This is a genomic window from Geothrix sp. 21YS21S-4, from assembly GCF_030845995.1.
In the GTDB taxonomy this organism is placed as follows: domain Bacteria; phylum Acidobacteriota; class Holophagae; order Holophagales; family Holophagaceae; genus Geothrix.
This window is the reverse complement of the sequence record NZ_CP132719.1, coordinates 1,199,135-1,221,714: the sequence shown is the minus strand read 5'-3', so window position 1 is coordinate 1,221,714 and position 22,580 is coordinate 1,199,135. Positions and strand designations below refer to the sequence as shown.

The 22,580-nt window shown below is 69.5% G+C and carries 25 protein-coding genes; 14 read left to right on the top strand and 11 right to left on the bottom strand.

Features of this window, described 5'->3' with window-relative positions; all coding sequences use genetic code 11:
- Position 1: 1 nt before the first annotated feature.
- The 4 genes from RAH39_RS05520 to RAH39_RS05505 all read right to left on the bottom strand — a co-directional run bounded on the left by RAH39_RS05520 (position 2) and on the right by RAH39_RS05505 (position 2,362).
- Positions 2–370 (bottom strand): hypothetical protein, encoded by a 369-nt coding sequence (locus tag RAH39_RS05520; RefSeq protein ID WP_306591806.1) that lies wholly within the window; start codon positions 368–370, stop codon positions 2–4.
- A gap of 11 nt (positions 371–381) precedes the next feature.
- Entirely contained in the window at positions 382–1,338 is a 957-nt protein-coding gene (gene rsmH / locus RAH39_RS05515) for a 16S rRNA (cytosine(1402)-N(4))-methyltransferase RsmH (RefSeq protein ID WP_306591805.1), read from the bottom strand.
- 3 nt (positions 1,339–1,341) lie between these two features.
- Entirely contained in the window at positions 1,342–1,806 is a 465-nt protein-coding gene (locus RAH39_RS05510) for a division/cell wall cluster transcriptional repressor MraZ (RefSeq protein ID WP_306591804.1), read from the bottom strand.
- Positions 1,807–2,002: 196 nt separating this feature from the next.
- Positions 2,003–2,362, bottom strand: coding sequence for a histidine triad nucleotide-binding protein (locus tag RAH39_RS05505; RefSeq protein ID WP_306591803.1), 360 nt, complete (start codon positions 2,360–2,362; stop codon positions 2,003–2,005).
- A gap of 11 nt (positions 2,363–2,373) precedes the next feature.
- On the opposite strand from RAH39_RS05505, the gene RAH39_RS05500 reads away from it, so the two are divergent.
- The 4 genes from RAH39_RS05500 to RAH39_RS05485 are packed head-to-tail and all read left to right on the top strand — an operon-like array spanning position 2,374 to position 5,490.
- On the top strand, positions 2,374–2,829 hold the full coding sequence (locus RAH39_RS05500) for a tRNA (cytidine(34)-2'-O)-methyltransferase (RefSeq protein ID WP_306591802.1): 456 nt from the start codon (positions 2,374–2,376) through the stop codon (positions 2,827–2,829).
- Between the two features lie 17 nt (positions 2,830–2,846).
- A complete protein-coding gene (locus RAH39_RS05495; RefSeq protein WP_306591801.1) occupies positions 2,847–3,245 on the top strand; it encodes a cobalamin B12-binding domain-containing protein in 399 nt (132 codons plus the stop codon).
- Positions 3,245–4,609 (top strand): DNA repair protein RadA, encoded by a 1,365-nt coding sequence (radA, locus tag RAH39_RS05490; protein ID WP_306591800.1) that lies wholly within the window; start codon positions 3,245–3,247, stop codon positions 4,607–4,609. The genes RAH39_RS05495 and radA overlap by 1 nt, the downstream gene beginning before the upstream one ends.
- Before the next feature lie 56 nt (positions 4,610–4,665).
- Positions 4,666–5,490: a class I SAM-dependent methyltransferase gene (locus RAH39_RS05485; protein WP_306591799.1), complete on the top strand. Its 825-nt coding sequence runs from the start codon at positions 4,666–4,668 to the stop codon at positions 5,488–5,490.
- 9 nt (positions 5,491–5,499) lie between these two features.
- On the opposite strand, the gene RAH39_RS05480 is transcribed toward RAH39_RS05485, so the two are convergent.
- Positions 5,500–7,236 carry an NAD(P)H-dependent flavin oxidoreductase gene (locus RAH39_RS05480; protein ID WP_306591798.1) on the bottom strand — a complete coding sequence of 579 codons (1,737 nt, stop codon included), beginning with the start codon at positions 7,234–7,236 and terminating at the stop codon, positions 5,500–5,502.
- A gap of 168 nt (positions 7,237–7,404) precedes the next feature.
- On the opposite strand from RAH39_RS05480, the gene RAH39_RS05475 reads away from it, so the two are divergent.
- Positions 7,405–8,280, top strand: coding sequence for a YicC family protein (locus tag RAH39_RS05475; RefSeq protein WP_306591797.1), 876 nt, complete (start codon positions 7,405–7,407; stop codon positions 8,278–8,280).
- A gap of 134 nt (positions 8,281–8,414) precedes the next feature.
- On the opposite strand, the gene RAH39_RS05470 is transcribed toward RAH39_RS05475, so the two are convergent.
- From RAH39_RS05470 to RAH39_RS05460, 3 genes are read right to left on the bottom strand one after another with little or no spacing between them, the layout of a single operon-like run.
- Positions 8,415–9,302 carry a DUF1684 domain-containing protein gene (locus RAH39_RS05470; RefSeq protein WP_306591796.1) on the bottom strand — a complete coding sequence of 296 codons (888 nt, stop codon included), beginning with the start codon at positions 9,300–9,302 and terminating at the stop codon, positions 8,415–8,417.
- 11 nt (positions 9,303–9,313) lie between these two features.
- A complete protein-coding gene (locus RAH39_RS05465) occupies positions 9,314–10,171 on the bottom strand; it encodes a periplasmic substrate-binding domain-containing protein (RefSeq protein WP_306591795.1) in 858 nt (285 codons plus the stop codon).
- Positions 10,172–10,181: 10 nt separating this feature from the next.
- Complete coding sequence (locus RAH39_RS05460; protein WP_306591794.1) at positions 10,182–11,210, bottom strand: threonine aldolase family protein; 1,029 nt, start codon at positions 11,208–11,210, stop codon at positions 10,182–10,184.
- 85 nt (positions 11,211–11,295) lie between these two features.
- Here RAH39_RS05460 and RAH39_RS05455 point away from each other — a divergent pair, with 85 nt between their 5' ends.
- The 7 genes from RAH39_RS05455 (at position 11,296) to RAH39_RS05425 (ending at position 17,833) form a co-directional block, all read left to right on the top strand.
- Positions 11,296–12,177 carry an undecaprenyl-diphosphate phosphatase gene (locus RAH39_RS05455; protein ID WP_306591793.1) on the top strand — a complete coding sequence of 294 codons (882 nt, stop codon included), beginning with the start codon at positions 11,296–11,298 and terminating at the stop codon, positions 12,175–12,177.
- Between the two features lie 123 nt (positions 12,178–12,300).
- Positions 12,301–13,062 (top strand): ABC transporter ATP-binding protein, encoded by a 762-nt coding sequence (locus tag RAH39_RS05450; RefSeq protein ID WP_306591792.1) that lies wholly within the window; start codon positions 12,301–12,303, stop codon positions 13,060–13,062.
- Positions 13,062–14,252: an ABC transporter permease gene (locus RAH39_RS05445; protein ID WP_306591791.1), complete on the top strand. Its 1,191-nt coding sequence runs from the start codon at positions 13,062–13,064 to the stop codon at positions 14,250–14,252. Before RAH39_RS05450 ends, RAH39_RS05445 begins: the two co-directional genes overlap by 1 nt.
- Before the next feature lie 80 nt (positions 14,253–14,332).
- The gene (locus tag RAH39_RS05440) at positions 14,333–14,863 is read left to right on the top strand and encodes a TPR end-of-group domain-containing protein (RefSeq protein WP_306591790.1); all 531 of its coding nucleotides are present in this window, start codon (positions 14,333–14,335) and stop codon (positions 14,861–14,863) included.
- Between the two features lie 13 nt (positions 14,864–14,876).
- A complete protein-coding gene (gene yvcK, locus RAH39_RS05435) occupies positions 14,877–15,878 on the top strand; it encodes a gluconeogenesis factor YvcK family protein (protein WP_306591789.1) in 1,002 nt (333 codons plus the stop codon).
- Between the two features lie 88 nt (positions 15,879–15,966).
- Entirely contained in the window at positions 15,967–17,091 is a 1,125-nt protein-coding gene (locus tag RAH39_RS05430) for a DUF4388 domain-containing protein (protein ID WP_306591788.1), read from the top strand.
- A gap of 22 nt (positions 17,092–17,113) precedes the next feature.
- Positions 17,114–17,833, top strand: a complete 720-nt coding sequence (locus RAH39_RS05425) for a hypothetical protein (RefSeq protein ID WP_306591787.1) — start codon at positions 17,114–17,116, stop codon at positions 17,831–17,833.
- Position 17,834: 1 nt separating this feature from the next.
- On the opposite strand, the gene ahpF is transcribed toward RAH39_RS05425, so the two are convergent.
- The 3 genes from ahpF to truA form a co-directional block, all read right to left on the bottom strand.
- Positions 17,835–19,397: an alkyl hydroperoxide reductase subunit F gene (gene ahpF, locus RAH39_RS05420; RefSeq protein ID WP_306591786.1), complete on the bottom strand. Its 1,563-nt coding sequence runs from the start codon at positions 19,395–19,397 to the stop codon at positions 17,835–17,837.
- An 81-nt stretch (positions 19,398–19,478) separates the two neighbouring features.
- Complete coding sequence (gene ahpC / locus RAH39_RS05415; RefSeq protein ID WP_306592107.1) at positions 19,479–20,045, bottom strand: alkyl hydroperoxide reductase subunit C; 567 nt, start codon at positions 20,043–20,045, stop codon at positions 19,479–19,481.
- Positions 20,046–20,209: 164 nt separating this feature from the next.
- Positions 20,210–21,001: a tRNA pseudouridine(38-40) synthase TruA gene (gene truA, locus RAH39_RS05410; protein WP_306591785.1), complete on the bottom strand. Its 792-nt coding sequence runs from the start codon at positions 20,999–21,001 to the stop codon at positions 20,210–20,212.
- Between the two features lie 349 nt (positions 21,002–21,350).
- Here truA and RAH39_RS05405 point away from each other — a divergent pair, with 349 nt between their 5' ends.
- Positions 21,351–21,647 carry an HU family DNA-binding protein gene (locus RAH39_RS05405; RefSeq protein ID WP_306591784.1) on the top strand — a complete coding sequence of 99 codons (297 nt, stop codon included), beginning with the start codon at positions 21,351–21,353 and terminating at the stop codon, positions 21,645–21,647.
- 314 nt (positions 21,648–21,961) lie between these two features.
- Positions 21,962–22,555, top strand: coding sequence for a flagellar basal body-associated FliL family protein (locus RAH39_RS05400; RefSeq protein WP_306591783.1), 594 nt, complete (start codon positions 21,962–21,964; stop codon positions 22,553–22,555).
- The last annotated feature ends 25 nt before the right edge of the window (positions 22,556–22,580 follow it).

The window sequence follows — 22,580 nt, the reverse complement described above, 5'->3', positions numbered from 1 at the left end:
CCTACAGCCCATCCGACGACACCGGGCGGAGCTTGGCCAGGCGCTGGTCCTCGGCGGTGAAGGTCCGGCGGATCAGGTGGCCCTGCTTCCGGGGCTGGAGGCCGGCCCGCTCGGCGTAGACCTGCACTTCCTCGCCGCGCTGGTAGCGGCTGCGCTCCAGCATCAGCTTGCGCTGGAGCTCCTCTTCCTTGCGGATGCGCTCCTTGATCTCGCCCATGGCGTAGCTCATCCGAGTGCTCTGGATCTTGAGGTAGGCGAGCGTTCCCAAGGGCATGGCGAGCGCCAGCACCAGCAGGAGCATGCGCAGGATGCCCTCGCTCTCGACCATGCGGACGGGAGCGGCGGGGTTCGGCAGGGTTCCGGCGGCCATGGAGACCTCGCTCAGGGAAGCCGCTCCGCCACGCGCAGGCGGGCGGACCGGGAGGGGGGGTTGGCGGCGGCCTCGGCCTCGCTGGGAGCGAGGCCACCGGGATGGACGAGCTTCACGACCTTGGGGAGTTCGACGGGGGCGGTGCGGCCCGGACCGTCGTAGATGCCCGCGAGGCGGCGCAGCGTCTGCTTGACGATGCGATCCTCCAGGCTGTGGAAGCTGATGACCGCCAGGCGCCCGCCGGGACGGAGCTGGCGGACGGCGGATTCCAGGGCGGCGGCCAGGCGCTCCAGCTCGCCGTTGACGGCGATCCGGACGGCCTGGAAGGTGCGGGTGGCGGGATCGCTCTGGCCCTTGCGCTTGGCGGGTTCCCGGGGGATCACCGTGTAGACGGCCGCGGCCAGGTCCCGGGTGGTGGCCAGTCGGCCCTCGCGCTGCGCCTTGAGGATGGCCCGGGCGATGGGCCGGCTGGCCCGCTCCTCGCCGAACTGGTAGATCGCGTCGGCCAGGCTGTCGTCGGTCTGTTCGGCGATCCACTCCAGGGCGGTGGGGCCGGAGGTGGTATCCATCCGCATGTCGAGGGGACCTTCGTCCCGGAAGCTGAACCCCCGCTCCGGGGTGCGGAGCTGGAGGGTGGAGACGCCGAGGTCGGCGAGAATCGCGTCAAACCCCTCGGGCGCGGATTCGGCCTTCCAGGCCAGGAACCGGGGATCGTCCCACAGGTCCTCGTAGGCCACGGGGAGGATCTCCAGGCGGCTGTCGTCGCCCAGGCGACGGCGGGCCAGGTAGCGGGCCTCCGGATCGCGGTCCACGCCCAGGTAGCGGGCGCCTTTGCCGCAGCGCTCCAGAAGGGCCTCGGCGTGGCCGCCGAGCCCCAGGGTGAGGTCGAGGATCCGCGCCGCGGGCGGCAGGATCAGGTTGTCGAGGACTTCCTGGAGGAGGACGGGGACGTGGATGGGGGTCGTCATCATCTAGATCCCCAGGTCCGCGAGCTGCGCCAGGTCGTCCGCGTTGAGGGGCTCGGCGGCCATGCGGCGCTCGAAGCCGGCGCGGTTCCAGAGCGCCAGGTGATCCATCTGCCCGAGCACGGCCACCTCGCCCACGAGCTGCGCCGCTTCGCGCAGGATGGGGGGAATGACGAAGCGGCCCTGGGCGTCGGGCTCCACTTCGCTGCCGAAGTAGGCGGTGGTCTCCAGGAACTTGCGCTTGGCGGGGCTGGTGGACGGGAGCGCCGCCAGACGGGCCTCAATGGCCTCCCACACCGGCAGGGGGTAGAGCCGCGCGGAGCGGCCGTCCAGCGAAGTCAGGTAGTGGCGCGGACTTCCGCCCCCTTCGCCCTGGGCGAAGGTCTCCAGCTCGGCCTTGAAGGAGGAGGGGAGCTTCAGCCGTCCCTTCTCGTCCACCGTGGCCGGTGAGTTTCCGCGGAGTCGCAGCACCGATGTCGCCTTTCAAGCGGCTTCCAGAGAAGGGGAGGAGGGAAGAGGTGGACCACTTCAATCCACTTCAGACCACTTTTCTCCACTGGAAACCACTTCCTGAGTCTAGAAAGACGGGGGGAGGCCACAAGCGGAAATAAAAACGAAAAAGACACGCCGAAGCGTGTCTTTTTGGCGAAACGAAAGGCGTTTCAGCTCAGACGCACAGTTTCGCTCCGAGGGGTTTGCCGCCCAGGAGGTGGAAGTGGAGGTGGAAGACGGTCTGCCCGGCATCGGGGCCGCAGTTGCTCAGCAGCCGCCATCCCCCCGTGGCCACGCCGTGGTCCTTGGCCAGCTGCGCGGCGACCTGCGGAATCCGCCCCACCGCGGCGGCGGCTTCGGGCGTCACGTCGCCCAGCCCCGGGCAGTGGGCTTTCGGAATGATCAGCAGATGCACGGGCGCCTGGGGGAAGATGTCCTTGAAGGCCAGCACCTCCTCATCCTCGTAGACGAGAGCGGCTGGGACCTCCTTCCTCGCGATCTTGCAGAACAGGCACTCGCTCGCCGGCGCGCTCATCGGGATCCTCCATGTTCCACATCATCCTCCACCAGCCCGAGATTCCGCAGAATACCGGAAGCATCGGCCGCCTCTGCGTGAACAACGGCGCGCGCCTCCACCTCATTCATCCCCTGGGCTTCGACACCAGCGACTACTACCTGCGCCGCGCCGGGCTGGACTACTGGGAGAAGCTGGACCCCACCCACTACGAAGACTGGGCGGACTTCACCGCCCGCTGCCCCGCGAAGCGCCTGTGGTTCTTCACCACGAAGGGCGGGCGTCGCCACACGGAGGTGCCCTGGGCCCCGGAGGACGGGCTCGTGTTCGGGCGGGAGACCGCCGGTCTGCCGGAGGAGCTCGTCGCCGCGCACCCCGACAACCTGGTACGGATCCCCATGCTGGGCGCTCACCACCGCAGCCTGAACCTCGCGCAGGCCGCGGCCATTGGCCTTTACGAGGGCCTGCGGCAGACTGAGGGCTGGTAGCCCCCGGGGAGCCTTCCATGAATCCAGCGCCCATCCGCGTCGTCATCGCCAAGCCCGGCCTCGACGGGCACGACCGCGGCGCGAAGGTCGTGGCGCGGGCCCTGCGGGACGCGGGGATGGAGGTCATCTACACGGGCCTCCGCCAGACGCCCCAGCAGATCGCCGCCGCCGTGGTGCAGGAGGACGCCCGCGTGCTGGGGATGAGCATCCTGAGCGGCGCGCACAACCAGATCTTCCCGGAGGTGCTGCGCCTCCTGAAAGAGCAGGGCGCGGACGACGTCCTGGTGTTCGCCGGCGGGATCATCCCCGACGCCGACGTGCCGGGGCTGAAGGCCCAGGGCATCCGTGAGATCTTCCAGCCCGGCACGAACACCGACGACATCGTGGCCTTCATCCAGCGGGAAGTCCGCGACTGATGGCCAAGACTTCGCCCCTTTTCGAATGCACGGCCTGCGGCGCGCGCCATCCCAAAGCCCTGGGAAAGTGCACCGCCTGCGGCGCCTGGGAGTCCGTCCATGAGGTGCGCGGCAGCCTCAAGCGCGACCTCCAGCGGGCCGGCTCCGCCTATGCCAAGAGCCACTACGCGGGCCCCGTGGCGCTGCCGGACGTGGAAGTCACCGATAACCAGCGCACGCCCACGGGCCTCGCCGAACTGGACCGCGTGCTCGGTGGCGGCGTGGTGCCGGGGATGGTCGCCCTCCTCGGCGGCGAGCCGGGCATCGGGAAATCCACGCTGCTCCTCCAGTGGGCGGCCACGGCGGAAGGCCAGGTGCTCTACGCCAGCGGCGAGGAGAGCGAGCGCCAGATCAAGCTGCGCGCCCAGCGCCTCGGCGCGGAAAGCCCCGGCATCCACCTCCTGGCCGAGACGGACGTCCGCCGCATCCTCGAAGAGGCCGAGCGCATGAAGCCCGCGCTCCTGATGGTGGACAGCATCCAGACCCTGTTCGATCCGGAGTTCGAGAGCAGCGCGGGGAGCGTCAGCCAGGTGCGCGGCTGCGCCGCCCTCCTCACCCGCTGGGCCAAGGCCACGGGCACGCCCCTGGTCCTGGTGGGCCACGTCACCAAGGACGGCGGGCTCGCGGGCCCCAAGGTCCTGGAGCACCTCGTGGACACCGTTCTGGCCTTCGAGGGCGACCGCCATCACCACCACCGGCTTCTCCGCGCCCTGAAGAACCGCTTCGGCGCCGCCTTCGAGCTGGGCGTGTTCGCCATGACGGAGAAGGGCTTGGTGCCCGCCGAAGGCAATCCCTTCTTCCTGGACGCCGAGCCCCGCCCCGGGTGCGCCGCCACCGTGGTCCTCAGCGGCACCCGGCCCATGGTGGTGGAGATCCAGGCCCTTGTGGCCGCCGCGGGTCTGGGCATCCCCCGCCGCACGGCGCTGGGGATCGATGGACAGCGACTGTCCATGCTGTGCGCCGTGGCCGAGCGGCGGGGCGGCGTCCAGCTCCACGACCGCGACGTCTACGTGAACGTGGCGGGGGGCCTGGAAATCGAGGATCCCGCCGCCGACCTGGCCGTGATCGCCGCCCTGTGCAGCAGCGCCACGGGCCGCCTCCTCGCCGAGAAGAGCCTGTTCATGGGCGAAGTGGGACTCACCGGCGAAGTCCGCCCCGTGGCGCAGCTTCCCCTTCGCCTCCAGGAAGGCGCCCGCCTGGGCTTCGCCTGCGCCGCCGTGCCCCGCCTGGGCCTGGAGGGCAAGAGCCCGCTCGACCTCTTCCCCGAGATCAGCGTCGAGCGGTTGCGCGGCAAAGCGTGGCTGAAGGGCGTCGTGGAGGAATAGGCGGCCTCCGCTCGCGCCCGCTAGACTGGGAGCTTCCCACCCATGGAGGAAGCCGGATGGCCGCTACGAATGAGCGCGACTACGTCCTCGGAACGCACCGCGAGGAGATCGAGCGGCTGGGGCTCCAGCACCGGGTCTGGCGGCCCCACGTCCTGGAATGCTGGCGCCGCGCGGGCATCACGACGGGATCGAAGGTCTTCGACGTGGGCGCGGGTCCCGGCTACGCCACGCTGGACCTGGCGGAGATCGTGGGTCCCAGCGGCGAGGTCCACGCCGTGGAGCGCTCCGGAAACTTCGTGCAGCACGCCCGCGCCGCCTGCGCGGCCCGCGGCCTGGAGCACGTCCGCATCCACGAGCACGACCTGATGGGCGAGCCCCTGGACATTCAGGGAATGGATGCCACCTGGTGCCGCTGGGTGGCCTCCTTCGTGCCCGATCCCGCGCGGCTCGTGGCCACCGTGGCGCGGGCGCTGAAGCCCGGCGGCGTCGCCATCTTCCACGAGTACCTGGACTACCGCACTTGGCGCCTGGCCCCGCCCTGCCCGCCTTTGGAATCCTTCGTGGCCGAAGTCATGGCGAGCTGGCGCGCCTCCGGCGGCGAGCCGGACGTGGCCCTCTCCCTCCCGAGCCTGCTGGAGGCCGCGGGCCTCTCCGTGAAGAAGCTGGAACCCAAGGTCTTCGTGGTCCCGCCCACGGACTTCATCTGGAAGTGGCCATCCAGCTTCGTGGAGAACAACCTCCAGCGCCTGCTGGAACTGGGGCGCGTGGACCGGGACTGGGTCGAGTCCGTCCGGACGGGCCTGCGCGAAGCCGCGACCACGCCCGGCACCGTGATGATCACGCCGATGGTGCTGGAGATCGTGGCCGAACGGCGGGCCTGAGCTGCGGCTTCAGGCCGGGGCGTAGACCCGCTGCAATCCGGGATCCTCGGTCAGCTCCTCGATGAGGTCGCGGACGCTGATCAGGTCCCGGAGCTTGGCGCCGTTGCTGCCGGTGAAGAACAGGCCGTTCTCGCGGTCCCCCTTCATGGCGTCGGCCAGGCGGTCGGCGATGCAGTAGCCGACGGCGGCGGCGCCCTTCCCGTGGCCGCAGGGCTGGAGGCAGTTGCTGACGCAGCGCACCTGGGGCGCGGTGCCGGCCTCGATGCGGTGGTGGAGGCTGGTGCGCACGCCGCGGGCCGGCAAGCCCACGGGGGACTTCATCAGGCCGATGTCCTCGGCCCGGGCGCGGAGGATGACCTCCTTGAAGATGGGCGAGGCGTCGCACTCGAAGGTACCGATGAAGCGCGTCCCCATCTGCACGCCGGAGGCGCCCAAGGCCAGGAAGCGCTGGATGTCCGCGTGGTCCCACACGCCGCCCGCCACCAGGATGGGGAAGTCGCCCCACTTGTCCCGCTCCTCGATGATCGAGGGGAGAATGTTCTCCAGGGTGTGGGCCGGATCCAGGCAGCCGTCGTGGCTGAAGCCCTGGTGGCCGCCGCTCTCGGGACCCTCCAGCACCACGGCGTCCGGCAGGCGGCTGTACTTCCGCTGCCACTGCTTGCAGATCACGTTCAGGGCCCGGGCGGAGGACACGATGGGCACCAGCGCCACGTCGGCGTCGCCCACGTAGTCCGGCAGGGCCAGGGGCAGGCCCGCCCCGGAGACGATCATCTGGGCGCCGCCCGCCAGGGAGGCCCGCACCGCGGCCTCGTAGCCCTCGATGGCGCACAGGATGTTCACGCCCACGGCGCCGCGGCCCTCGGCCCGCTCGCGCGCGGCCCGGACGATCCACTCCAGCGCCTTAGGGGGATTCAGCGAATCGGTGCCGTCGGGCCGCCCCAGGCGCATCTTGGGGCTGGCGGATCCGTGGTATCCGGTGCCGATGGCCGAGACCAGGCCCACGCAGCCCTCCCGCGCGACCGCCCCGGCCAGGCCCTCCCAGGAGATCCCCACGCCCATACCGCCCTGCTGGATGGGATAGGCCATGTCGAGGTTGCGGATCCGCAGCCGGGGCAGCGTGCAGGCGCCGCGGCGCACCAGCGCCTGGGCCACCGCGTCCAGGCCGGCCATCAGCCGCGACCGGAAGGAAGCCAGGGGGGAAGCGTCGAGCATCGAAGGGGTGCGGGGCTGAAGCCCCAGCGCGCCTTCCGCCATGGCCTGCCGAGCCTCGGCTTCGGTATCGGCCGTCGCCATGACGGGCAGGCCGAGCGAACGCAGCGCCCCCACCAGCCCCGCCCGGGCCAGAAGCGCGGACGCGCCGTGGGCCTTGGCCTGGGCCGCCTCCTCGGAATTCTGGACCGCCACCATGCGGGGCAGGTTTGACTGGCGCAGCAGGGCCAGGGAAGGCGGGAGTTCGGCGGTGTGCAGCAGGAAGGCGACCCCGGCTTCGCGGGCGGCGGCCATCACGCTGTCGGCGCTGTCGCGCAGGCCGCGCAGATCCAGGCCGAGCTTGCCGCCCTCCCGCATGGACGCCTTGAGTTCCTGCAGCCGCTCCCGCAGGCGCGCGGCATCCGGGAACGCCTCGGTGCGGGTCAGCGCCCAGCCTCCGGCGCGGAGGAAGGCGGCCTGGAAGTCCAGGGAGCCCGGGGCCTGCCACCCCTGAAGGGTGGGATTGGGGGTGGAGGAGGAGAAGAAGGATTCGGCCATGGCGGCCTCCCGGCGACGACACGGGGGACGCGGGATCCCAACCGTCCCCCATTGTCGTCTGAACAGGATGTGATGGATAGCAAGAATCCTACCCTAGGTAAGACATCCCCCAAGTTCTGGAATGGCGCCGTTTGGATTTTCCACGCCACAATCCGAGGAGGAGTTTCCATGCGTTCCATGACCGCCTTCGCCGAGCTCGTCCGACCCCTGGCCGCAGGGCAGCTCCGGCTCACCCTCCGCAGCGTCAACCACAAAGCCCTGGACCTGGGCATGCGCCTGCCCCCCGCCCTCTTTCCCCTGGAAGCCGCCCTGCGCGCCCAGGTGCGGGAAACCGCCCTGCGCGGGAAGCTCGACCTGACGGTGGAAGTCCAGGACGAGCCGGCCCTGGAGCCCCGGGTGAACCGCGCCCTCCTCCGCGCCGTCGCCAAGGGCTGGCATGAGGAGGCCGAGTGGCTGCACCTGCCGCCCCTCACCGCCGAGGCCTTCTTCCGCCTGCCCGGCGCCTTCCAGGCCCCCGATTCGGACCTGGCCTCGCGGCTGGAGGCCCCCATCCGCGAGGCCGTCGCGGCCCTCCTGGAGGCCTGGAACGCCGGCCGGGCGCGGGAGGCCGAGCGGCTCCGGCCCTTTTTCGAGACCAGCCTGGCGAAGCTGCGGGCGCTGGCGGAGCGCCTGGGGGCGGAAGCCGCCCAGCAGGCCGCCGACCTGCCGGACCAGTACCGCCAGCGGATCGAGCAACTATTGGAGGACGCGCGCCTCGCCGGCCAACTGCCCGCGGAGCGCCTGCTGGCCGAGGCTGGCATCCTGGCCGAGCGCCAGGATGTGCGCGAGGAACTGACGCGCCTGGCCGCCCACCTCGACGACTTCGCGGAGCGGCTCGCCGCGAACCGCCTGGAAGGCAAGGCCGTGGACGTGTGGTGCCAGGAGGTCCTGCGCGAGCTGAACACCACCGGCAGCAAGTGCAAGCGCCTCGCCATGACCCGCGCCGTCATGGAAGCCAAGGGCGTCCTGGACCAGCTCCGCGAGCAGTCGGCGAACCTGGAGTGATGGAATGCTCGACGGAGCTTAAAGATCACCACCAAGACACCAAGACGCCAAGAAAAGCCAAGGAAGGCCTTTTTCTGTTCTTGGTGCCCTTGGTGTCTTGGTGGTGAGCAGTTGTCTTTGAAGACCTGTGGGAGTTAGTGCTCGCCGAAAGTCTTCTCCCCCGCCGGGATCCGCACGTTCAGGCGGTTCTGCTTGGGCGGGAGGGGGCAGGTGGCGAAGGGCGTGAAGGCGCAGGGCGGGTTCACGGCGCGGTTGAAGTCGAGGATCAGCTTCCCGTCCTTGGGCGGGTCCGCGTAGAGGAAGCGGCCGGCGGGATAGGTCTCCTTCCCGGCGGTGGCGTCCCGGAAGATGAAGAAGAACTTCGACTCCGGCCCGTCCTCCTGCACGGGTTCCAGGGTGTAGGACCGCCCCTTCAGCGTGAAGCGCACAAGCCCCGGCGCGGGCATGTCTTCGGTGGTGCCCAGGACGGTGGGAATGGCGACTGTGCGCGGCGAAGGATAGGGCTCGAAGGTCGCCGTCACGCGGTAGGCGGGATCCGGCGGGAAGCCGTCCACCCCTTTGAAGGCCGCGAGCAGCGGGCTTGCGGTGTCCTTCACCCGCACGGCAAAGCGGTCGCCCCGGCGGATGACGTGGAAGCGGAGGCTGCCCGCTTCCAGGATATCGGGCCGCTCCTCCGCGTCCGTCCGCAGCACGGCCTCTCCCGCGGGTTCGCCGCGAAGCGTCACGTCCGCGCCGGGTTCCGGCCGGAAGCTCACGCGGCCCTGCGCCAGATGGAACACGCCGGCGCGGGGCGGACCGCCCGGCAGGCTCACGGGCAACCCCGGGAGGGAACCCGCCGGATTGTCGCCCTCCTGGAGGAACGAGAGGCCCACGAGGCTGAGCCACCCGTCCTTGGCCGCGAGGGAGCGGTGGCGCTGGGCCCGCCAGGCCCCGTGGGCCGCCAGGAAATCCGCGGGGGGCTGGGCCGAGAGCGTTCCGGCCAGCAACAGGAGAATGACGGAGGGAACGCGCGCGGCGGGCATGGGGGCTCCGGTCAGGGTTCGTAGAGCAGGTCCACGGCGCCCTTCCAGGCGCCGAACAGGCGGGTGCGGGTCCAGTCCTCGGGGTTCGGCCGCAGGCGGCGCATCCGGCGCGACAGGAACCACACGGACCCGTCCTTCAGCCGGAGTTCATCGTAGGGAGCGCGGCGGACCCGAGCCATGTCCTCCGGCGCCACGGAACCCGGAAACGCCGCCCAGGCCCACCGCCCCGACGCCAGTCCCTCGGCCCAGGCGCGGCTGGAAAGAACGGCCGGCTCCGACAGGATCCGCAACCCGGCAAGGCCCGCGCGGCCCCGGCTGAATCCCTCGAAGCGGATGAGGGCCGAGCCCTGCCGGATGAAGGGGCCGCTACCGGGAACGCGCCACGTCGCGAGCCGCGCGGGCAGATCCGCCGGCGCGGCGGGAAAGCGGAGTTCCACGGTGGCAGGATCGATGATCCGGGCGACGCAACCCTCCCGCGCCCAGGCCGATGCGAGGCTGGCCACAAGGCGGTGCGCGTCGAGCAAAGTTCCGTCCTGCATCCGCCAGCCGGATACCAACGTCAGGCGCCAACGGCGGCCATGGCGGCTGCGCTGGAGGCCGGCGAGGAGCTGACCCGTCCACTGGCCCTCCTCCCCTTTCTCCAGGAGCGCGAGGTCGGACTGCGCGGCGAGGAAGGCCTCCAGGCCCGGGCCCGCCGGCAGAACCGATTCGACCACCGCCTCATCCTCGCCGAAGGCCGGCTGGGCCGGCACGAACAGGTCCCGTCCGGATTGCAGGGGAACGGGAACGAGGGCATCGCGGTACAGCAGGTAGCCGCTGGTTCCCGCCGCGAGAAGCAGCAGGGCGCCGAGGAGAACCCGCGCCTTCATCGGATCCTTCTCAGGCCGAACGCAGGAGGTGGGCCAGGGGTTCCGCGCGCCGCAGGGCCTCCTCGATGTCGGCCAGCTCCAGATCGCGGTGGGGAATGAAGCGCAAAGCGGAACCCACCACGGAAGGCCGGACGCCCGCCGTCTCCAGGGCGGCCGCGGCGCCTCCCGCGTCGGGCACGGGAATCAGGAGGATGTTCGTCTCGGGAATCGGTGCCGCGACGCCGAAGGCCCGCAGGCCCTCCGCCAGGCGCCGCGCCTTGGCATGGTCCTCGGGAAGGCGCGGGAGATGGTCCAGGGCCACCAGCCCCGCTGCGCCCATCACGCCGCCCTGGCGCACGCCGCCGCCCAGCATCTTCCGCAGGCGCCGGGCCTCGATCACGGTGGGCGCGGAGCCGCAGAAGAGCGAGCCCATGGGGGCACCGAGCCCCTTGCTGAGGCAGACCTGCACCGTGTCCACGCCCTCGGTCAGGGCGCCCGGAGGAAGGCCCAGCGCCGCGGCGGCGTGCCAGATCCGCGCGCCGTCCAGATGCACCCTCAGCCCCACCCCCTTGGCGGCGGCCACCAGGGCCCGGTGCTCGTCGAGGGGCGTGACGGCTCCCCCCGCGAAATTGTGGGTGTTCTCCAGGCAGAGCAGCGTGGTGGTCAGCGTGTAGTAGGGCCCGGGAGAGCCCGCGGCCCGCGTCACCTGGGCGGGCGTCGGTCGGCCGGGGCCGCCCTCCCAGGCCAGAGCCTCCGGCATTCCGCCCGCCAGCCAGGCGCCGGTGCCCAGTTCCGCTCCCAAAACGTGCGCCTGAGCAGGCGCGAGGAAGCGGTCCCCCCGCTTGAGGTGGAGCATCAGGGCAATGAGGTTGCCCATGCAGCCCGAGGGCACCCAGAGGGCGGCCTCCATTCCCAGCAGCTCCGCCACCCGGGCCTCCAGCCGGGCCAGCGTGGGATCGCGCTCCAGGACGTCGTCGCCCACCTCCGCGGACGCCATGGCGGCGCGCATCTCCTTTGAAGGCTGGGTCACGGTGTCGGAGCGGAGATCGATGGGTCGCATGGGGAGATTCAATCACGGGCGGGAGCCGCCGCCCACCGGAGGTTCCCGCCCCTCTGGCACACTGTCTCTTTACGCCGAGGGCCGAATGAACCTGCTGCACGCCATCCTCCTGGGCCTGGTCCAGGGCCTGACGGAATTCCTCCCGGTATCCTCCACGGCGCACCTGACGCTGGCGGAACACATCATGTTCCGGGGGCGGCCGATGCCGCTGGCTTTCGACGTGCTGCTCCACGTGGGCACGCTGCTCGCCCTGTTCGTCTACTTCCGCCGGGAGCTGCTGCAGTTGGCGATGGGCTGCGTCGGCCGGGACGCGGAAGGCCGCAAGCTGGCCCTGTGGCTGGTGGTGGCGATGATCCCCACGGGAATCTTCGGCCTGGCGACCCGCGGGGTGAAGGAAGCGGCGAAGGATCACCTGTGGGTCTACGGGATCGGCCTGCTCTGCACCGCGGGCCTGCTGTTCCTGGCCAACCGGCTGAGCCGCGAACGGAACAACCTCCTGAGCGAGGACCGCGCGGGCCGCGGTATCGGGGACCTGCGGGCCTCCGACGCCCTCGCCATCGGCACCATCCAGGGCATCGGCGGGGGCTTCGGGCTGTCGCGCTCCGGCTCCACCATCGCCATGGGCGTCTTCCAGGGCCTGCGCCTGCCGGCCTCCGCGCGGTTCAGCTTCCTCCTCGGGATGCCCACCATCGCCGCCGCGGCGACGCTGGAGCTCCGCGGCCTGCTCAAGCCGCTGCTGCGGCACCAGCCGCTGCCGCCGGAACTGGCCTTCCCCGCCGGCTCCGCCGCCCCCGGCCTGCTGTGCGTCGCGGGGGTCCTCACCGCCGCCGTGTCGGGCTACCTGGCCATCGGACTGCTGGACCGCTTCACGCGGAAGCCCCGCCTCAACGGCTTCGCCGTCTACTGCCTGGGAATGGGCGCGGTGATGCTGGTCCTGGGCGTCACGGGCGTCCTGGGGCACCCCTAGGGCGCCCTGCCCGCTGAAGCAGCTCCGGCCTCCGTTCGCCGGTCGGCCCCTTCCGTTCGCCGATCCCCGGCGGAGTGAACCGTCGTCGCCGCCTAGACTGGGCTTTCCCACTCCGGAGGCCCGGTGATCCAGTTGAACGAGGTCCACAAATCCTTCGTCGTGAAGGACAAGAAGACCCGCGTGACCAAGCGGATCGATGCCGTGCGCGGCATCTCGCTGCAGGTCCGGCCGGGCGAGATCTACGGGCTGCTCGGCCCCAACGGCGCCGGCAAGTCCACCACGCTGCGGATGATCGCGGGGCTGATGGAGCCGGACCAGGGCTCCATCACCGTCTGCGGGATGGATACCCGCGAGAAGGCGGAGGCGGTCCGCGGCTGCCTGGGCTACCTCAGCACCGACATGGGCGTCTACGCCCGCTTCACCCCGCGGGAACTGCTGCGGCTGTTCGGGGAGTTCCAGGACGTCGATCCCACCGTCGCGGAGCGGCGGGGGATGCACCTCCTCGAGAAGCTCCAGCTGGCGGATTTCGCCGACGTGAAGATGGAGGGGTTCTCCTCGGGCCAGAAGCAGAAGGTGAGCATCGCCCGCGCCCTGCTGCACGATCCCAAGGTGGTGATCTTCGACGAGCCCACCACCGGCCTCGACGTGCTCACGGCCAAGACCGTCCTCGACCTGCTCCGCATCATGCGCGAGGAGGGCCGGACGGTCATCGTGTCCACCCACGTGATGCCCATGGTCGAGGACATCTGCGACCGGGTGGGGATCATCTTCGACGGCAAGCTCCACGGGGACGCTCCGCCCCGCGAACTGCTGCAATCCCGGCGCGCCCGGACGCTGGACGAGGTCTTCTTCCAACTCGCGGCCCAGTCTGAGGAGATCCACTGATGCGCGGCGCCCTGCTCATCATGAAGAAGGAATTCCTGGAGCTGTCGAAGGACCGGAAGACCCTGTTCTTCGCCTTCGTGCTGCCCTTCCTCCTCTACCCCGCCATCTTCGGGATGATGGCCAAGATGTCCAAGCGGGACGAGGCCCAGAACCGCAACAAGGCCAGCCGCGTCTTCGTGGCGGACCCTTCGGGGAGCCTCGGCGCCCTCCTCCAGAACGACCCCCGCCGCTTCGAACTGGTGCCCCGTCCCGAGGGCGATCTCAAGCAGGCGCTGCGCGACCAGAAGCTGGACCTCGCCGTGGACGTGGATCCCGACGCGGCGGACGCCCTGAAGAAGCACCAGACCTTCACCCTGGCCGTCACCGTGGACGAGAGCGAGCGCACCTCCAACCTGGCGCTGAAGCGGCTGCGCGAGGTCCTGAAGGATCAGGAGAAGGCCTGGGTCCAGGGCCGGCTCCAGACGCTGGGCGCCTCCCCCCAACTGGCGGAGCCGGTGAAGGTGGACGTGGTCAACGCCGCCGACACGGCCCTGGAAGTGGGCAAGGTCATGGGCCGGATCCTGCCCTACCTGCTGATGATCATGATGTACACGGGCGCCATGCAGCACGGCATCTACGCGACCGCCGGCGAGAAGGAGCGCCAGACCCTGCTCAGCCTGATGGCCACCCGCCTGCCCCGCACCCAGATCATCCTGGGCAAGCTGCTCTACATCTTCTGCATGGGCGTGATCGCGGCGCTCCTGAACCTGCTGAGCATGGGCCTCTCCATCCCCTTCATCAGCGACGGATCCACGGGTTCCATGCAGAGCATGGCCGCCATCGCGAACCCCATGACGCTCGGGCTGACGTTCATGATCATGGTGCCGCTGGGCCTCTTCTTCTCGAACTTCATCCTGCTGATGGGCATCCAGGCCAAGAACACCATCGAGGCCGGCAGCGCCGTCACGCCGGGCATCTTCCTGGTGATCTTCCTCGGGATGTTCACCAGCGCGCCGGGCGTGGACAAGATGGCCTTCCTCTCCTACGTGCCCGTGGTGAACGTCTGCCTGGCGCTGCGGAAATTGTTCAGCCAGCAGTTCAGCTGGGGGGAATACCTGGTGGCCTTCGCCATGACGGTGGGCCTGGCGGCGGTGATGACCCTCGTTTCCACCCGGGTCCTCAATCGGGAGAAGGCGCTCTTCAAGGCCTGAGCGCCGAGTCCGGGCTCCGTAATTTGCTCGGGAAACCTTGTCGTCCTATAGTTTCCAAAAGGCTTCCCGAGGATCCACCCATGGCGACAAAAGCCAAGACCGAGCTCGACCCCAAGTCCATCCCCGCTTCCACCGGCCAGGGCGCCCCCCTGGCGGAGAGCTTCTCCCAGGCGGTGAAGCTGGTGGATTCGGGCAAATACGCCGACGCGGTGAAGAAGCTGGAGTCCTTGATGCAGGAGGCTCAGGCCGCCGGCGACTGGCCCATGAAGCGCCGCGCCCAGGTCTACTTGGCCCTGGCCGACTCCAAGGTCCACCCCCATCAGGTCGCCGTGACGGATCCCGTCAGCGAGATTCAGGCCTGCCTCAACCGCAGGGCCACGGCCGAAGCCCTGGACCTCGTGGAGAAGGCCCTCAAGGCCGCCCCCTCGAAAGGCACGCTCCACTACCTGCGGGCGGTGGCCTTCGCCCAGAACGACAACGTCGAAGCCTCCGCCGAATGCCTGAAGAAGGCGCTGGAGCTGAACGGCGACCTCGTCTTCCAGTGGCACATGGAGCCCGATTTCAACCCCATCCGGAAGTCGCCGCTGTTCGGCTTCACCGAGGGCCGCTAGGCCCCGAAACGGAATGGCGCCTTCCCTGCCAGGCCCCCTGGGGCTCCACGCCGACCAGCCCCTGCGGGTGGTGGCGCTGGGAGGCGGCACGGGCCTGGCGGCGCTGCTCCGCGCCCTCAAGCGGGAGGCGGGCCGGAGCCGCGATCCCTGGAAGCTGACGGGCATCGTCACGGTCTCCGACAACGGGGGCTCCTCCGGTCGCCTGCGCGACGAGCTGGGCGGAATCCCGCCCGGGGACCTGCGGAACTGCCTTTCGGCGCTCACGATGGAGGACTCGGCCCTTTCCGAGCTCCTCAATTACCGCTTCAAGGGCGACGGCAGCCTCTCGGGCCACTCGCTGGGCAACCTCATGCTGTGGGCCCTGGCCGACCTCTCCGGCGACTGGGTGCGGGCCATCCGGCAGCTCTCCAGCGTCCTGGTGACGGTGGGGCGGCTGTTCCCGTCCACGGTGGTGCCGGTGACCCTCTGCGCCGAGGACATGGCGGGCGCGCTGTACGTCGGCGAGACCGCGGTGGGCTCCTGCCGCCCTCCCCTGGCTCGCCTGTGGCTGGAACCGCCCGGCGCCGAGCCCCTGCCCGAGGCGGTCCTGGCCCTCCTGCGGGCCGACCTGGTGCTCCTGTCGCCGGGGAGCCTCTATTCGTCGACCATCTCCAACCTGCTCCTGCCGGAGCTGCAGGAAGCCGTGGCCATCTCGGGCGCGCCCGTGGTCTACGTCGCCAACCTGATGACCGAACCCGGGGAAACGTCGGGACTCGACCTGGAGACCCACGTGGCGGCGATCTCCGCCTTCGGGCGGGTGCGCATGTCGGCCGTGATCGCCAATTCCACGCCCCTGCGCCCGGACATGCTCGCGCGCTACCGGGAGGAGGGCGGAGAGCCGCTCCTGGCCCGGAGCGAACGGGTTCTGGACATCCCCATCCACTGTTTTCCCCTGCTGGATCCCGAGGCACCCATGGCCCGGCACCATCCCGACCTGCTGAACCAGGCCATCCGGGAGACCCTCAGCCGGCTGTGACGCCTTCTATCCAAACGGCCTCCGGCTGCCGAAGAGTGACGGAGGCGCCGGTGCGCCCCGGTAGAATGGCACTCACGGAGGGGGCGGTTTGGCGCTGAGCGGTGATCTGGCGACGATGGGGCTGGAGGACATCTTCCAGTGGCTCGCCGTGGGCAAGAAGACGGGCGTGCTGGAGTTGCGCGGCCCCCTGCACACCAAGCGCGTGGCCTTCCACGAGGGGCGCATCACCAGCATCTGGTCCTCCGATCCCCGCGAGTACCTCGGCCAGTACCTCCTCGCCTTCAACCGGATCACCGAGGATCAGCTGCGGGAAGCCCTGGCCACGCAGGAGGATGAGCAGCAGCTCCTGGGTCGGATTCTCGTCAACCGCCAGCTGGTGACCGAGGCCGAGATCCGGCGCATCGTCCAACTCAAGGTGGAGGAGAGCCTCTACGACACGTTCCTCTGGAACGTCGGCAGCTTCGAGTTCCACGACGGGGCCGCCTCCCACCAGAAGTCCATGCTGCTGGGCCTCGACGTCACCGGCATCGTCCTGGAAGGCGCCCGCCGCCTCGACGACTGGAAGCGGATCCGCAAGGTCATCAAGGGCGGCGACGCCGTCCTGGCGCCCATCCCCGAAGCCATCGCCGAGCGGCTGCCCCTCGCGTCGGACGACGCCGACATCCTGGCGCGGCTGGACGGCTACAAGCGCGTGGACCAGCTGGTCCTCGACATGCGCCTCCCGGAATACAAGATCAACAAGCTGCTGTTCGACCTCCACGAGAAGGGCCTGGTGCGCATCGTCAATTCCGGCGGCAACCTGGGCGACAATCCCAGCCTCCAGCTCCAGCGGGCCCGCGCCCTGGTGGAAAAGCAGAAGCTGCAGGAAGCCCAGGAGGAGCTGCGCCGCATCCTCAAGGACCAGCCCCGCCACGTCGACGCCAGCCGCATGATGGCGGTGGTCCAGGACCTGATGGAGGACAAGAAGCCGGACCAGGACCTGGTGCCCGAACTGGCCGTGGGCCTCGACGAGCTGATGACCACCAACCTGGGGCCCAACGAGGCGTTCCTGGCCAGCCGCGTCAACGGCCTGTGGACCATCCGCGACATCCTCACCATCGCGCCCTTCGAACCCGACGAGTGCCTCGCCATCTTCTCCAAGCTCATCAAGCGTGGGATTCTCAAGACGAACAAACCCGCCCAGGGGGGTGACCAGCCGGTCCCGACGCGCTGAGCCCTCCGCATCCGGAGGCGCCATGCGCATTGTCCTTCCCCTGCTGTTCGCCCTGCCCCTGTCCTTTGCGCTGGCCGCCGCGCCGAAGAAGCCCACGCCCGCCCAGTTGACGGCCCAGGTCCGCCGGTTGACGGAGGAACGGGACGACCTCAAGCAGCGGCTCGCCGCCACGGAGAGCTTCCAGCAGGAGCTGGCCGCCGCCCAGCAGGCCCGCGACCGCGCCCAGGCGGAGGCTGAAGCCGCCCGCCGGGAGACCGCCCAGGTCCGCGCCGCGCTCCAGGAGAACCAGGGCGGGGGCGACGCCATCCTCCAGGAAATGCAGACCGCCAAGGACGAAGCCGCGGCCGCCAAAGCGGAGGCGGCGAAGCTCAAGGCGGAAAACGAGACCTTCCGGACCAAGGCCAGTTCCGGCCCCGCCGAGGGCGATCTGGTGATCCTCGGCGAGGACATCCTTCCCGCGCGGCCCTTGAATCTGACCCGCGTGACGCCCCACCTGAAATCCTCCAGCCTCTTCTCCCTGCGTCCCCGGGGCGTGGTGGTGGTCAACGTCCTGGTCAACGAGAAGGGCGAGGTGGTGGCCTCCCGCCTCCTCCAGGGCCTGCCCGGCGAGGGCGCCGACGTGAAGGACGCGGGAGAGGCCTGCGTGGAAGCCGCCAAGAAACTGGTGTTCGACCCCGCCACCTCGCCGGACGGCAAGACCCGGCTGAAGGTGTGGCAGGGCGTGGGGTTCTTCCTCGACTGACCTAGACGGTCACCGACGCCCGGATCAGGTGGTCGAAGGCGCCGAGGCTGGCCTTGGCGCCTTCGCCCATGGCGATGATGATCTGCTTGAAGGGCACCGTCGTGGCGTCGCCGGCGGCGAAAACCCCGGCCACGGAGGTCTGGCCCCGGGCATCCACCTCGATCTCGCCGCGGGGGGAAAGCGCCACGGAGCCCTTCAGCCAGTCGGTGTTGGGCAGCAGGCCGATCTGGACGAAGATGCCCTCGAGTTCGAGCGTGTGGATCCCGTCGCTGGCTCGGTCGCGGTAGACCAGCCCGTTCACCTGCTGCCCGTCGCCGAGGACTTCCGTCGTCTGGGCGGACTTGATCACCGTGACGTTGGGCAGGCTGTAGAGCTTCTTCTGGAGCACCGCGTCGGCCCGCAGGTCCCGGTCGAATTCCAGCAGCGTCACGTGGGCCACGATCCCGGCGAGGTCGATGGCCGCCTCCACGCCGGAATTCCCGCCGCCGACCACCGCCACGCGCTTGCCCTTGAACAGCGGGCCGTCGCAGTGGGGGCAGTAGGCGACGCCCTTGCTCCGGTACTGCTGTTCCCCCGGAACGCCCATCTCGCGCCACCGCGCGCCGGTGGCGAGGATCACGGCGCGGCTGCGCAGCGTCGCCCCGCTCGCCAGGCGCACCCCCACGAACCCGTCGCCGACTTCGGGCAGGAGGGCCTCCGCCCGCTGGAGGTTGATCACGTCCACCTCGTAGTCGCGGACGTGCTGTTCCAAGGCCATGGCCAGCTTCCGGCCCTCGGTCTCCTTCACGGAGATGAAGTTCTGGATGCCGAGGGTGTCCAGCACCTGGCCGCCGAAGCGCTCCGCCACCACGCCGGTGCGGATGCCCTTCCGGGCCGCGTAGATGGCCGCTGCGGAGCCCGCGGGGCCGCCGCCCACCACCAGCACGTCGAAGGGCTCCTTGTGGGCCAGTTCCTCCGCCTCGCGCTCCACCGCTCCCGTATCGAGCTTGGCGAGGATCTCCTCCAGGCTGATGCGTCCCTGCGCGAAGGCTTCGTCGTTCAGCCAGACCGACGGCACGCCCATGATCCGGCGGGCATCGACCTCCTCCTGGAACAGGCCCCCGTCGATCATCTCGACCTCGAGGGCGGGGTTGAGGGCGGCCATGGCGTTGAGGGCCTGCACCACGTCCGGGCAGTTGTGGCAGGAAAGAGAGACGAAGGTCTCGAACCGGAAGGGCCCGCGCAGGCTCCGGATCTGGTCCGGCGTCCCGCCCTCCAGCCGCGGCGGATGGCCGCTCACCTGCAGCAGGGCGAGCACCAGCGAGGTGAACTCGTGCCCCATGGGAAGGCCCGCGAAGTGCACCCGCGGGGTTTCGCCCGCCAGGGCGATGCCGAAGGAGGGCCGCCGCGTCCTTCCGCCGTCGAGCCGCAGGCCCACCTTGTCCGACAGGGTGGCGATCTCCTCCAGCAGCTCCTGGAGCTCCCGCGACTTCGCCCCGTCATCGAGCGAGGCCACCAGATCGATCGGCTGGACGAGCTTTTCGAGGTAGACCTTCAACTGGGCTTTGAGATCGGGGGCGAGCATGGGCTTTCTCCGGAGGAGGAACGAGGGAAAGGAGCTGGCCCCGCCCGGACGGGCCGGAACGGGGCCAGGAAAGGCGCAGGTTCAGATCTTGCCGACGAGGTCGAGGGAGGGGGCCAGCGTGGCTTCGCCTTCCTTCCACTTGGCGGGGCAGACCTCGCCCGGGTGATTGGCCACGTACTGGGCGGCCTTCACCTTGCGGAGCAGCTCTTCGGCGTTGCGGCCGATGCCGCCCGCGTTGATCTCGATGATCTGGATCCGGCCCGAGGGATCGATCACGAAGGTCCCGCGCTCGGCGAGGCCCGCCTCCTCGATCAGGACGCCGAAGTTGCGGGAGATGGCCTGGGTGGGATCGCCCAGCATGGGGTACTTGAGCTTGGCAATGGTCTCGGAGGTGTCGTGCCAGGCCTTGTGCGTGAAGTGGGTGTCGGTGGACACGCTGTAGATCTCCACGCCCAGCTTCTGGAAAGCGGCGTAGTTGTCGGCCAGGTCCCCGAGCTCCGTCGGGCAGACGAAGGTAAAGTCCGCGGGGTAGAAGAAGAACACGGACCACTTGCCCTTGAGGTCGGCCTCGGTGACGGGAACGAACTTGCCGTTGTGGAAGGCGGTGGTCGAGAACGGCTTGACCTCGGTGTTGATCAAGGAAGGCATCATGAAGTTTCTCCCGGTGACCGCATGCGGCGGTTCCCATTAACAGCCAGTCCCGTGCCAATTATTCAAGTCGTTCATTTTAAATAATTAAAATAAAAACACGACTCTCGACGCGCCGCGATTCCCGGCATTTCGAGAGCCATTTGGCGATATCCCGAGAGACCTCAGCTCCGTTCGCCCCAGGGGCTGGGCTCGCCGATCCCCCACTGCGCCTCGTACCACACCCGTTCCAGGCAGAGCCCGTGGGGCGGGGCCGTGGGACCGGCCAAGCTCCGGTCGCGCACGGCGACCAGGGCCCCCAGCGAATCCGGCCGGCGGCGGCCCCTTCCCACCTCCACCAACGTGCCCGCCATGATCCGCACCTGGTGCATCAGGAAGCTCGTGCCCTCGAACACCAGGTCCACGCCCCCCTCATGGGCTTCGCATCGCAGGCCGTAGAGGGTGCGGATCGGCGTCTTGGCCACGCATTCGGCGCAGCGGAAGCTGGTGAAGTCGTGGGTGCCCAGGAGCGGAGCCGCGGCCGCCGCCATCGCCTCCAGATCCAGGGGCGCCGCGCCGCGGACGTGCCACCGGAACGCCGCGGCGAGGGGATCCGCCGCGGGCCCCTGTCCCAGGCGATAGACGTACCGCTTCGCCACCGCGTGCTGGCGGGGGAAGAAGGCCTCCGGTGCGGGCTGGGCGGCCATCACGCGGATGTCGTCCCGCAGGTGGGCGTTCAGGGCCGCCAGCAGGCGATAGGGCTCCCAGGCCCGCGAGGTGCGGACCAGCGTGCCCTGGGCCCTGGCATGGACGCCCGCGTCCGTCCGCCCGGTCCCCTGCGGCATCGGCGCTTCCGGATCGAGGGCGCGGAGGGCGGCCCACAGGTCCCCCTGCCCGCTCCGCAGCTCCGTCTGGATCTGCCAGCCGTGGAAACCCGCGCCCGCATAGGCCACGGTGAGGAAGTAGGGATGCGTCATGGCTCCATCATAGGACCGGCGGGAGCTTCCGCCGATGGGGCGCCCGCGCCGCTCCGTTCTACGGGGATCTGCGATATCTACGCGACTTAGACGGCAGTGTTTTCGGCCTTCCCGATGTTCCATGGGCTGCGGAATCCCCCGGGGAAGCGGATCTCCCGTTTTTTTTCGAAGAAAAGCCTTGACCACGCTGCATCTGCGGCGTAGCTTTTGGGCAGTTTAGTAAATCCAGTGTTCATGGGCTTCTACGGACCCATGGCGTTTGCAGAACCAACAGAGGCGGCCATCCAAGAATGAGCGCAGCTTCTTTTTCTTAACCCGGGGACCTATCTCCCCAAATTTGGAGGTTTCCATGAACAAGGCTGAACTGGTCCAAGCCGTCTCCGAGAAGTCCGGCATCACCAAGGCCCAGGCCGCTGCCGCTCTGGATCAGGTCCTCAGCGGTATCGCCTCCGCCCTGCGCGCTGGCGACAAGGTGACCCTCGTCGGCTTCGGCACCTTCTCCGTCGCCAACCGCGGCGCCCGCACCGGCCGCAACCCCCGCGACAACAAGCCCATCAAGATCGCTGCCAAGAAGGTCGCCAAGTTCAAGCCCGGCAAGAAGCTGGCTGACGAAGTCAACGGCAAGGGCGGCAAGAAGCGCAAGTAGGAGCACCGGGGCCGCATCTGGTCCCCTGCCTGAAGAAGAAAAGGGGCCCGCTTCGGCGGGCCCCTTTTCCTGTCAAAGCATCTTTTTCGGCTCCTAGGGGAGTCCGGGAAAGCAGAAGCGGCGAAGGGCCCTCCCTTTTGGTTTCCACCCTTTTCCCCTCCGTAAACCCCGGATCCAGGAGACCCAGGAGCCGCCCCGGGTCGGAAATCTGCCATCCGTCCGCAATTCAGGCCGCCGGCTCGGGATTACGATGAGGAGATGTTCTGTGAGAGGTTCCCATGTCCGATGAGGCTCCGGCCCCCAAGAAAAGCCCCATGAAGCTGATCATCATCATCGTGGCCGCTCTGGTCGTCCTGGGCGGCGGCGGGGCGGGCGCCATGCTCTTCCTCAAGAAGCGGCAGGCCGCCAAGGCCGCCGCGGCAGCCGCACCACCCGAGGCCGCCGCCGAGCCCGAAGCCGGGCACGACGAGGGCGATTCCGAGGACTGCGAGAGCACCGGCGAGGAGAAGAAGGAGAGCGGTGGCCACGGCGGCCCGGAGGCCGCGCCCGTCATGGTCCTCACCCGCACGGTCAACCTCACGGGCCCGCGGCGCAACGCCTTCCTCCGCTGCGAGCTGAACATCCTGTTCTGCGACGGCGAGCTGGGCAAGCTCGTGGCCGGGGACAAGGCCTCGCCCGAGAAGAGCCTGATCCAGTCCATCGTCCTGGCCGCCCTCTCCGGCAAGAGCGTGGAGGAGGCCACCGATCCCGAATCCCGCGAATCCCTGCGGAAGGAGATCAAGGACAAGCTCAACGAGCAGTTCAAGCCCCATCCTCCCAAGGCCGGTGAGAAGGAGGATCCCAAGCACAAGAAGCCCAAGCGGCCCATCAAGAGCGTGCTGATCGTGGATTGGGCCATCCAGCAGTAACCTCCACGCTTCCCCGTGGCACGGC

Coding starts and splice junctions, on each gene's coding strand:
- RAH39_RS05480 (WP_306591798.1), bottom strand. CDS start 7,236: ATGGCCGAATCCTTCTTCTCCTCCTCCACCCCCAATCCCACCCTTCAG.
- ahpF (WP_306591786.1), bottom strand. CDS start 19,397: ATGCTCGCCCCCGATCTCAAAGCCCAGTTGAAGGTCTACCTCGAAAAG.
- radA (WP_306591800.1), top strand. CDS start 3,245: ATGGCCAAGACTTCGCCCCTTTTCGAATGCACGGCCTGCGGCGCGCGC.
- rsmH (WP_306591805.1), bottom strand. CDS start 1,338: ATGACGACCCCCATCCACGTCCCCGTCCTCCTCCAGGAAGTCCTCGAC.
- RAH39_RS05460 (WP_306591794.1), bottom strand. CDS start 11,210: ATGCGACCCATCGATCTCCGCTCCGACACCGTGACCCAGCCTTCAAAG.
- RAH39_RS05520 (WP_306591806.1), bottom strand. CDS start 370: ATGGCCGCCGGAACCCTGCCGAACCCCGCCGCTCCCGTCCGCATGGTC.
- RAH39_RS05400 (WP_306591783.1), top strand. CDS start 21,962: ATGAAGCTGATCATCATCATCGTGGCCGCTCTGGTCGTCCTGGGCGGC.
- RAH39_RS05495 (WP_306591801.1), top strand. CDS start 2,847: ATGAATCCAGCGCCCATCCGCGTCGTCATCGCCAAGCCCGGCCTCGAC.
- ahpC (WP_306592107.1), bottom strand. CDS start 20,045: ATGCCTTCCTTGATCAACACCGAGGTCAAGCCGTTCTCGACCACCGCC.
- RAH39_RS05445 (WP_306591791.1), top strand. CDS start 13,062: ATGCGCGGCGCCCTGCTCATCATGAAGAAGGAATTCCTGGAGCTGTCG.
- RAH39_RS05465 (WP_306591795.1), bottom strand. CDS start 10,171: ATGAAGGCGCGGGTTCTCCTCGGCGCCCTGCTGCTTCTCGCGGCGGGA.
- yvcK (WP_306591789.1), top strand. CDS start 14,877: ATGGCGCCTTCCCTGCCAGGCCCCCTGGGGCTCCACGCCGACCAGCCC.
- RAH39_RS05505 (WP_306591803.1), bottom strand. CDS start 2,362: ATGAGCGCGCCGGCGAGCGAGTGCCTGTTCTGCAAGATCGCGAGGAAG.
- RAH39_RS05475 (WP_306591797.1), top strand. CDS start 7,405: ATGCGTTCCATGACCGCCTTCGCCGAGCTCGTCCGACCCCTGGCCGCA.
- RAH39_RS05440 (WP_306591790.1), top strand. CDS start 14,333: ATGGCGACAAAAGCCAAGACCGAGCTCGACCCCAAGTCCATCCCCGCT.
- RAH39_RS05455 (WP_306591793.1), top strand. CDS start 11,296: ATGAACCTGCTGCACGCCATCCTCCTGGGCCTGGTCCAGGGCCTGACG.
- RAH39_RS05470 (WP_306591796.1), bottom strand. CDS start 9,302: ATGCCCGCCGCGCGCGTTCCCTCCGTCATTCTCCTGTTGCTGGCCGGA.
- RAH39_RS05405 (WP_306591784.1), top strand. CDS start 21,351: ATGAACAAGGCTGAACTGGTCCAAGCCGTCTCCGAGAAGTCCGGCATC.
- truA (WP_306591785.1), bottom strand. CDS start 21,001: ATGACGCATCCCTACTTCCTCACCGTGGCCTATGCGGGCGCGGGTTTC.
- RAH39_RS05485 (WP_306591799.1), top strand. CDS start 4,666: ATGGCCGCTACGAATGAGCGCGACTACGTCCTCGGAACGCACCGCGAG.
- RAH39_RS05500 (WP_306591802.1), top strand. CDS start 2,374: ATGTTCCACATCATCCTCCACCAGCCCGAGATTCCGCAGAATACCGGA.
- RAH39_RS05425 (WP_306591787.1), top strand. CDS start 17,114: ATGCGCATTGTCCTTCCCCTGCTGTTCGCCCTGCCCCTGTCCTTTGCG.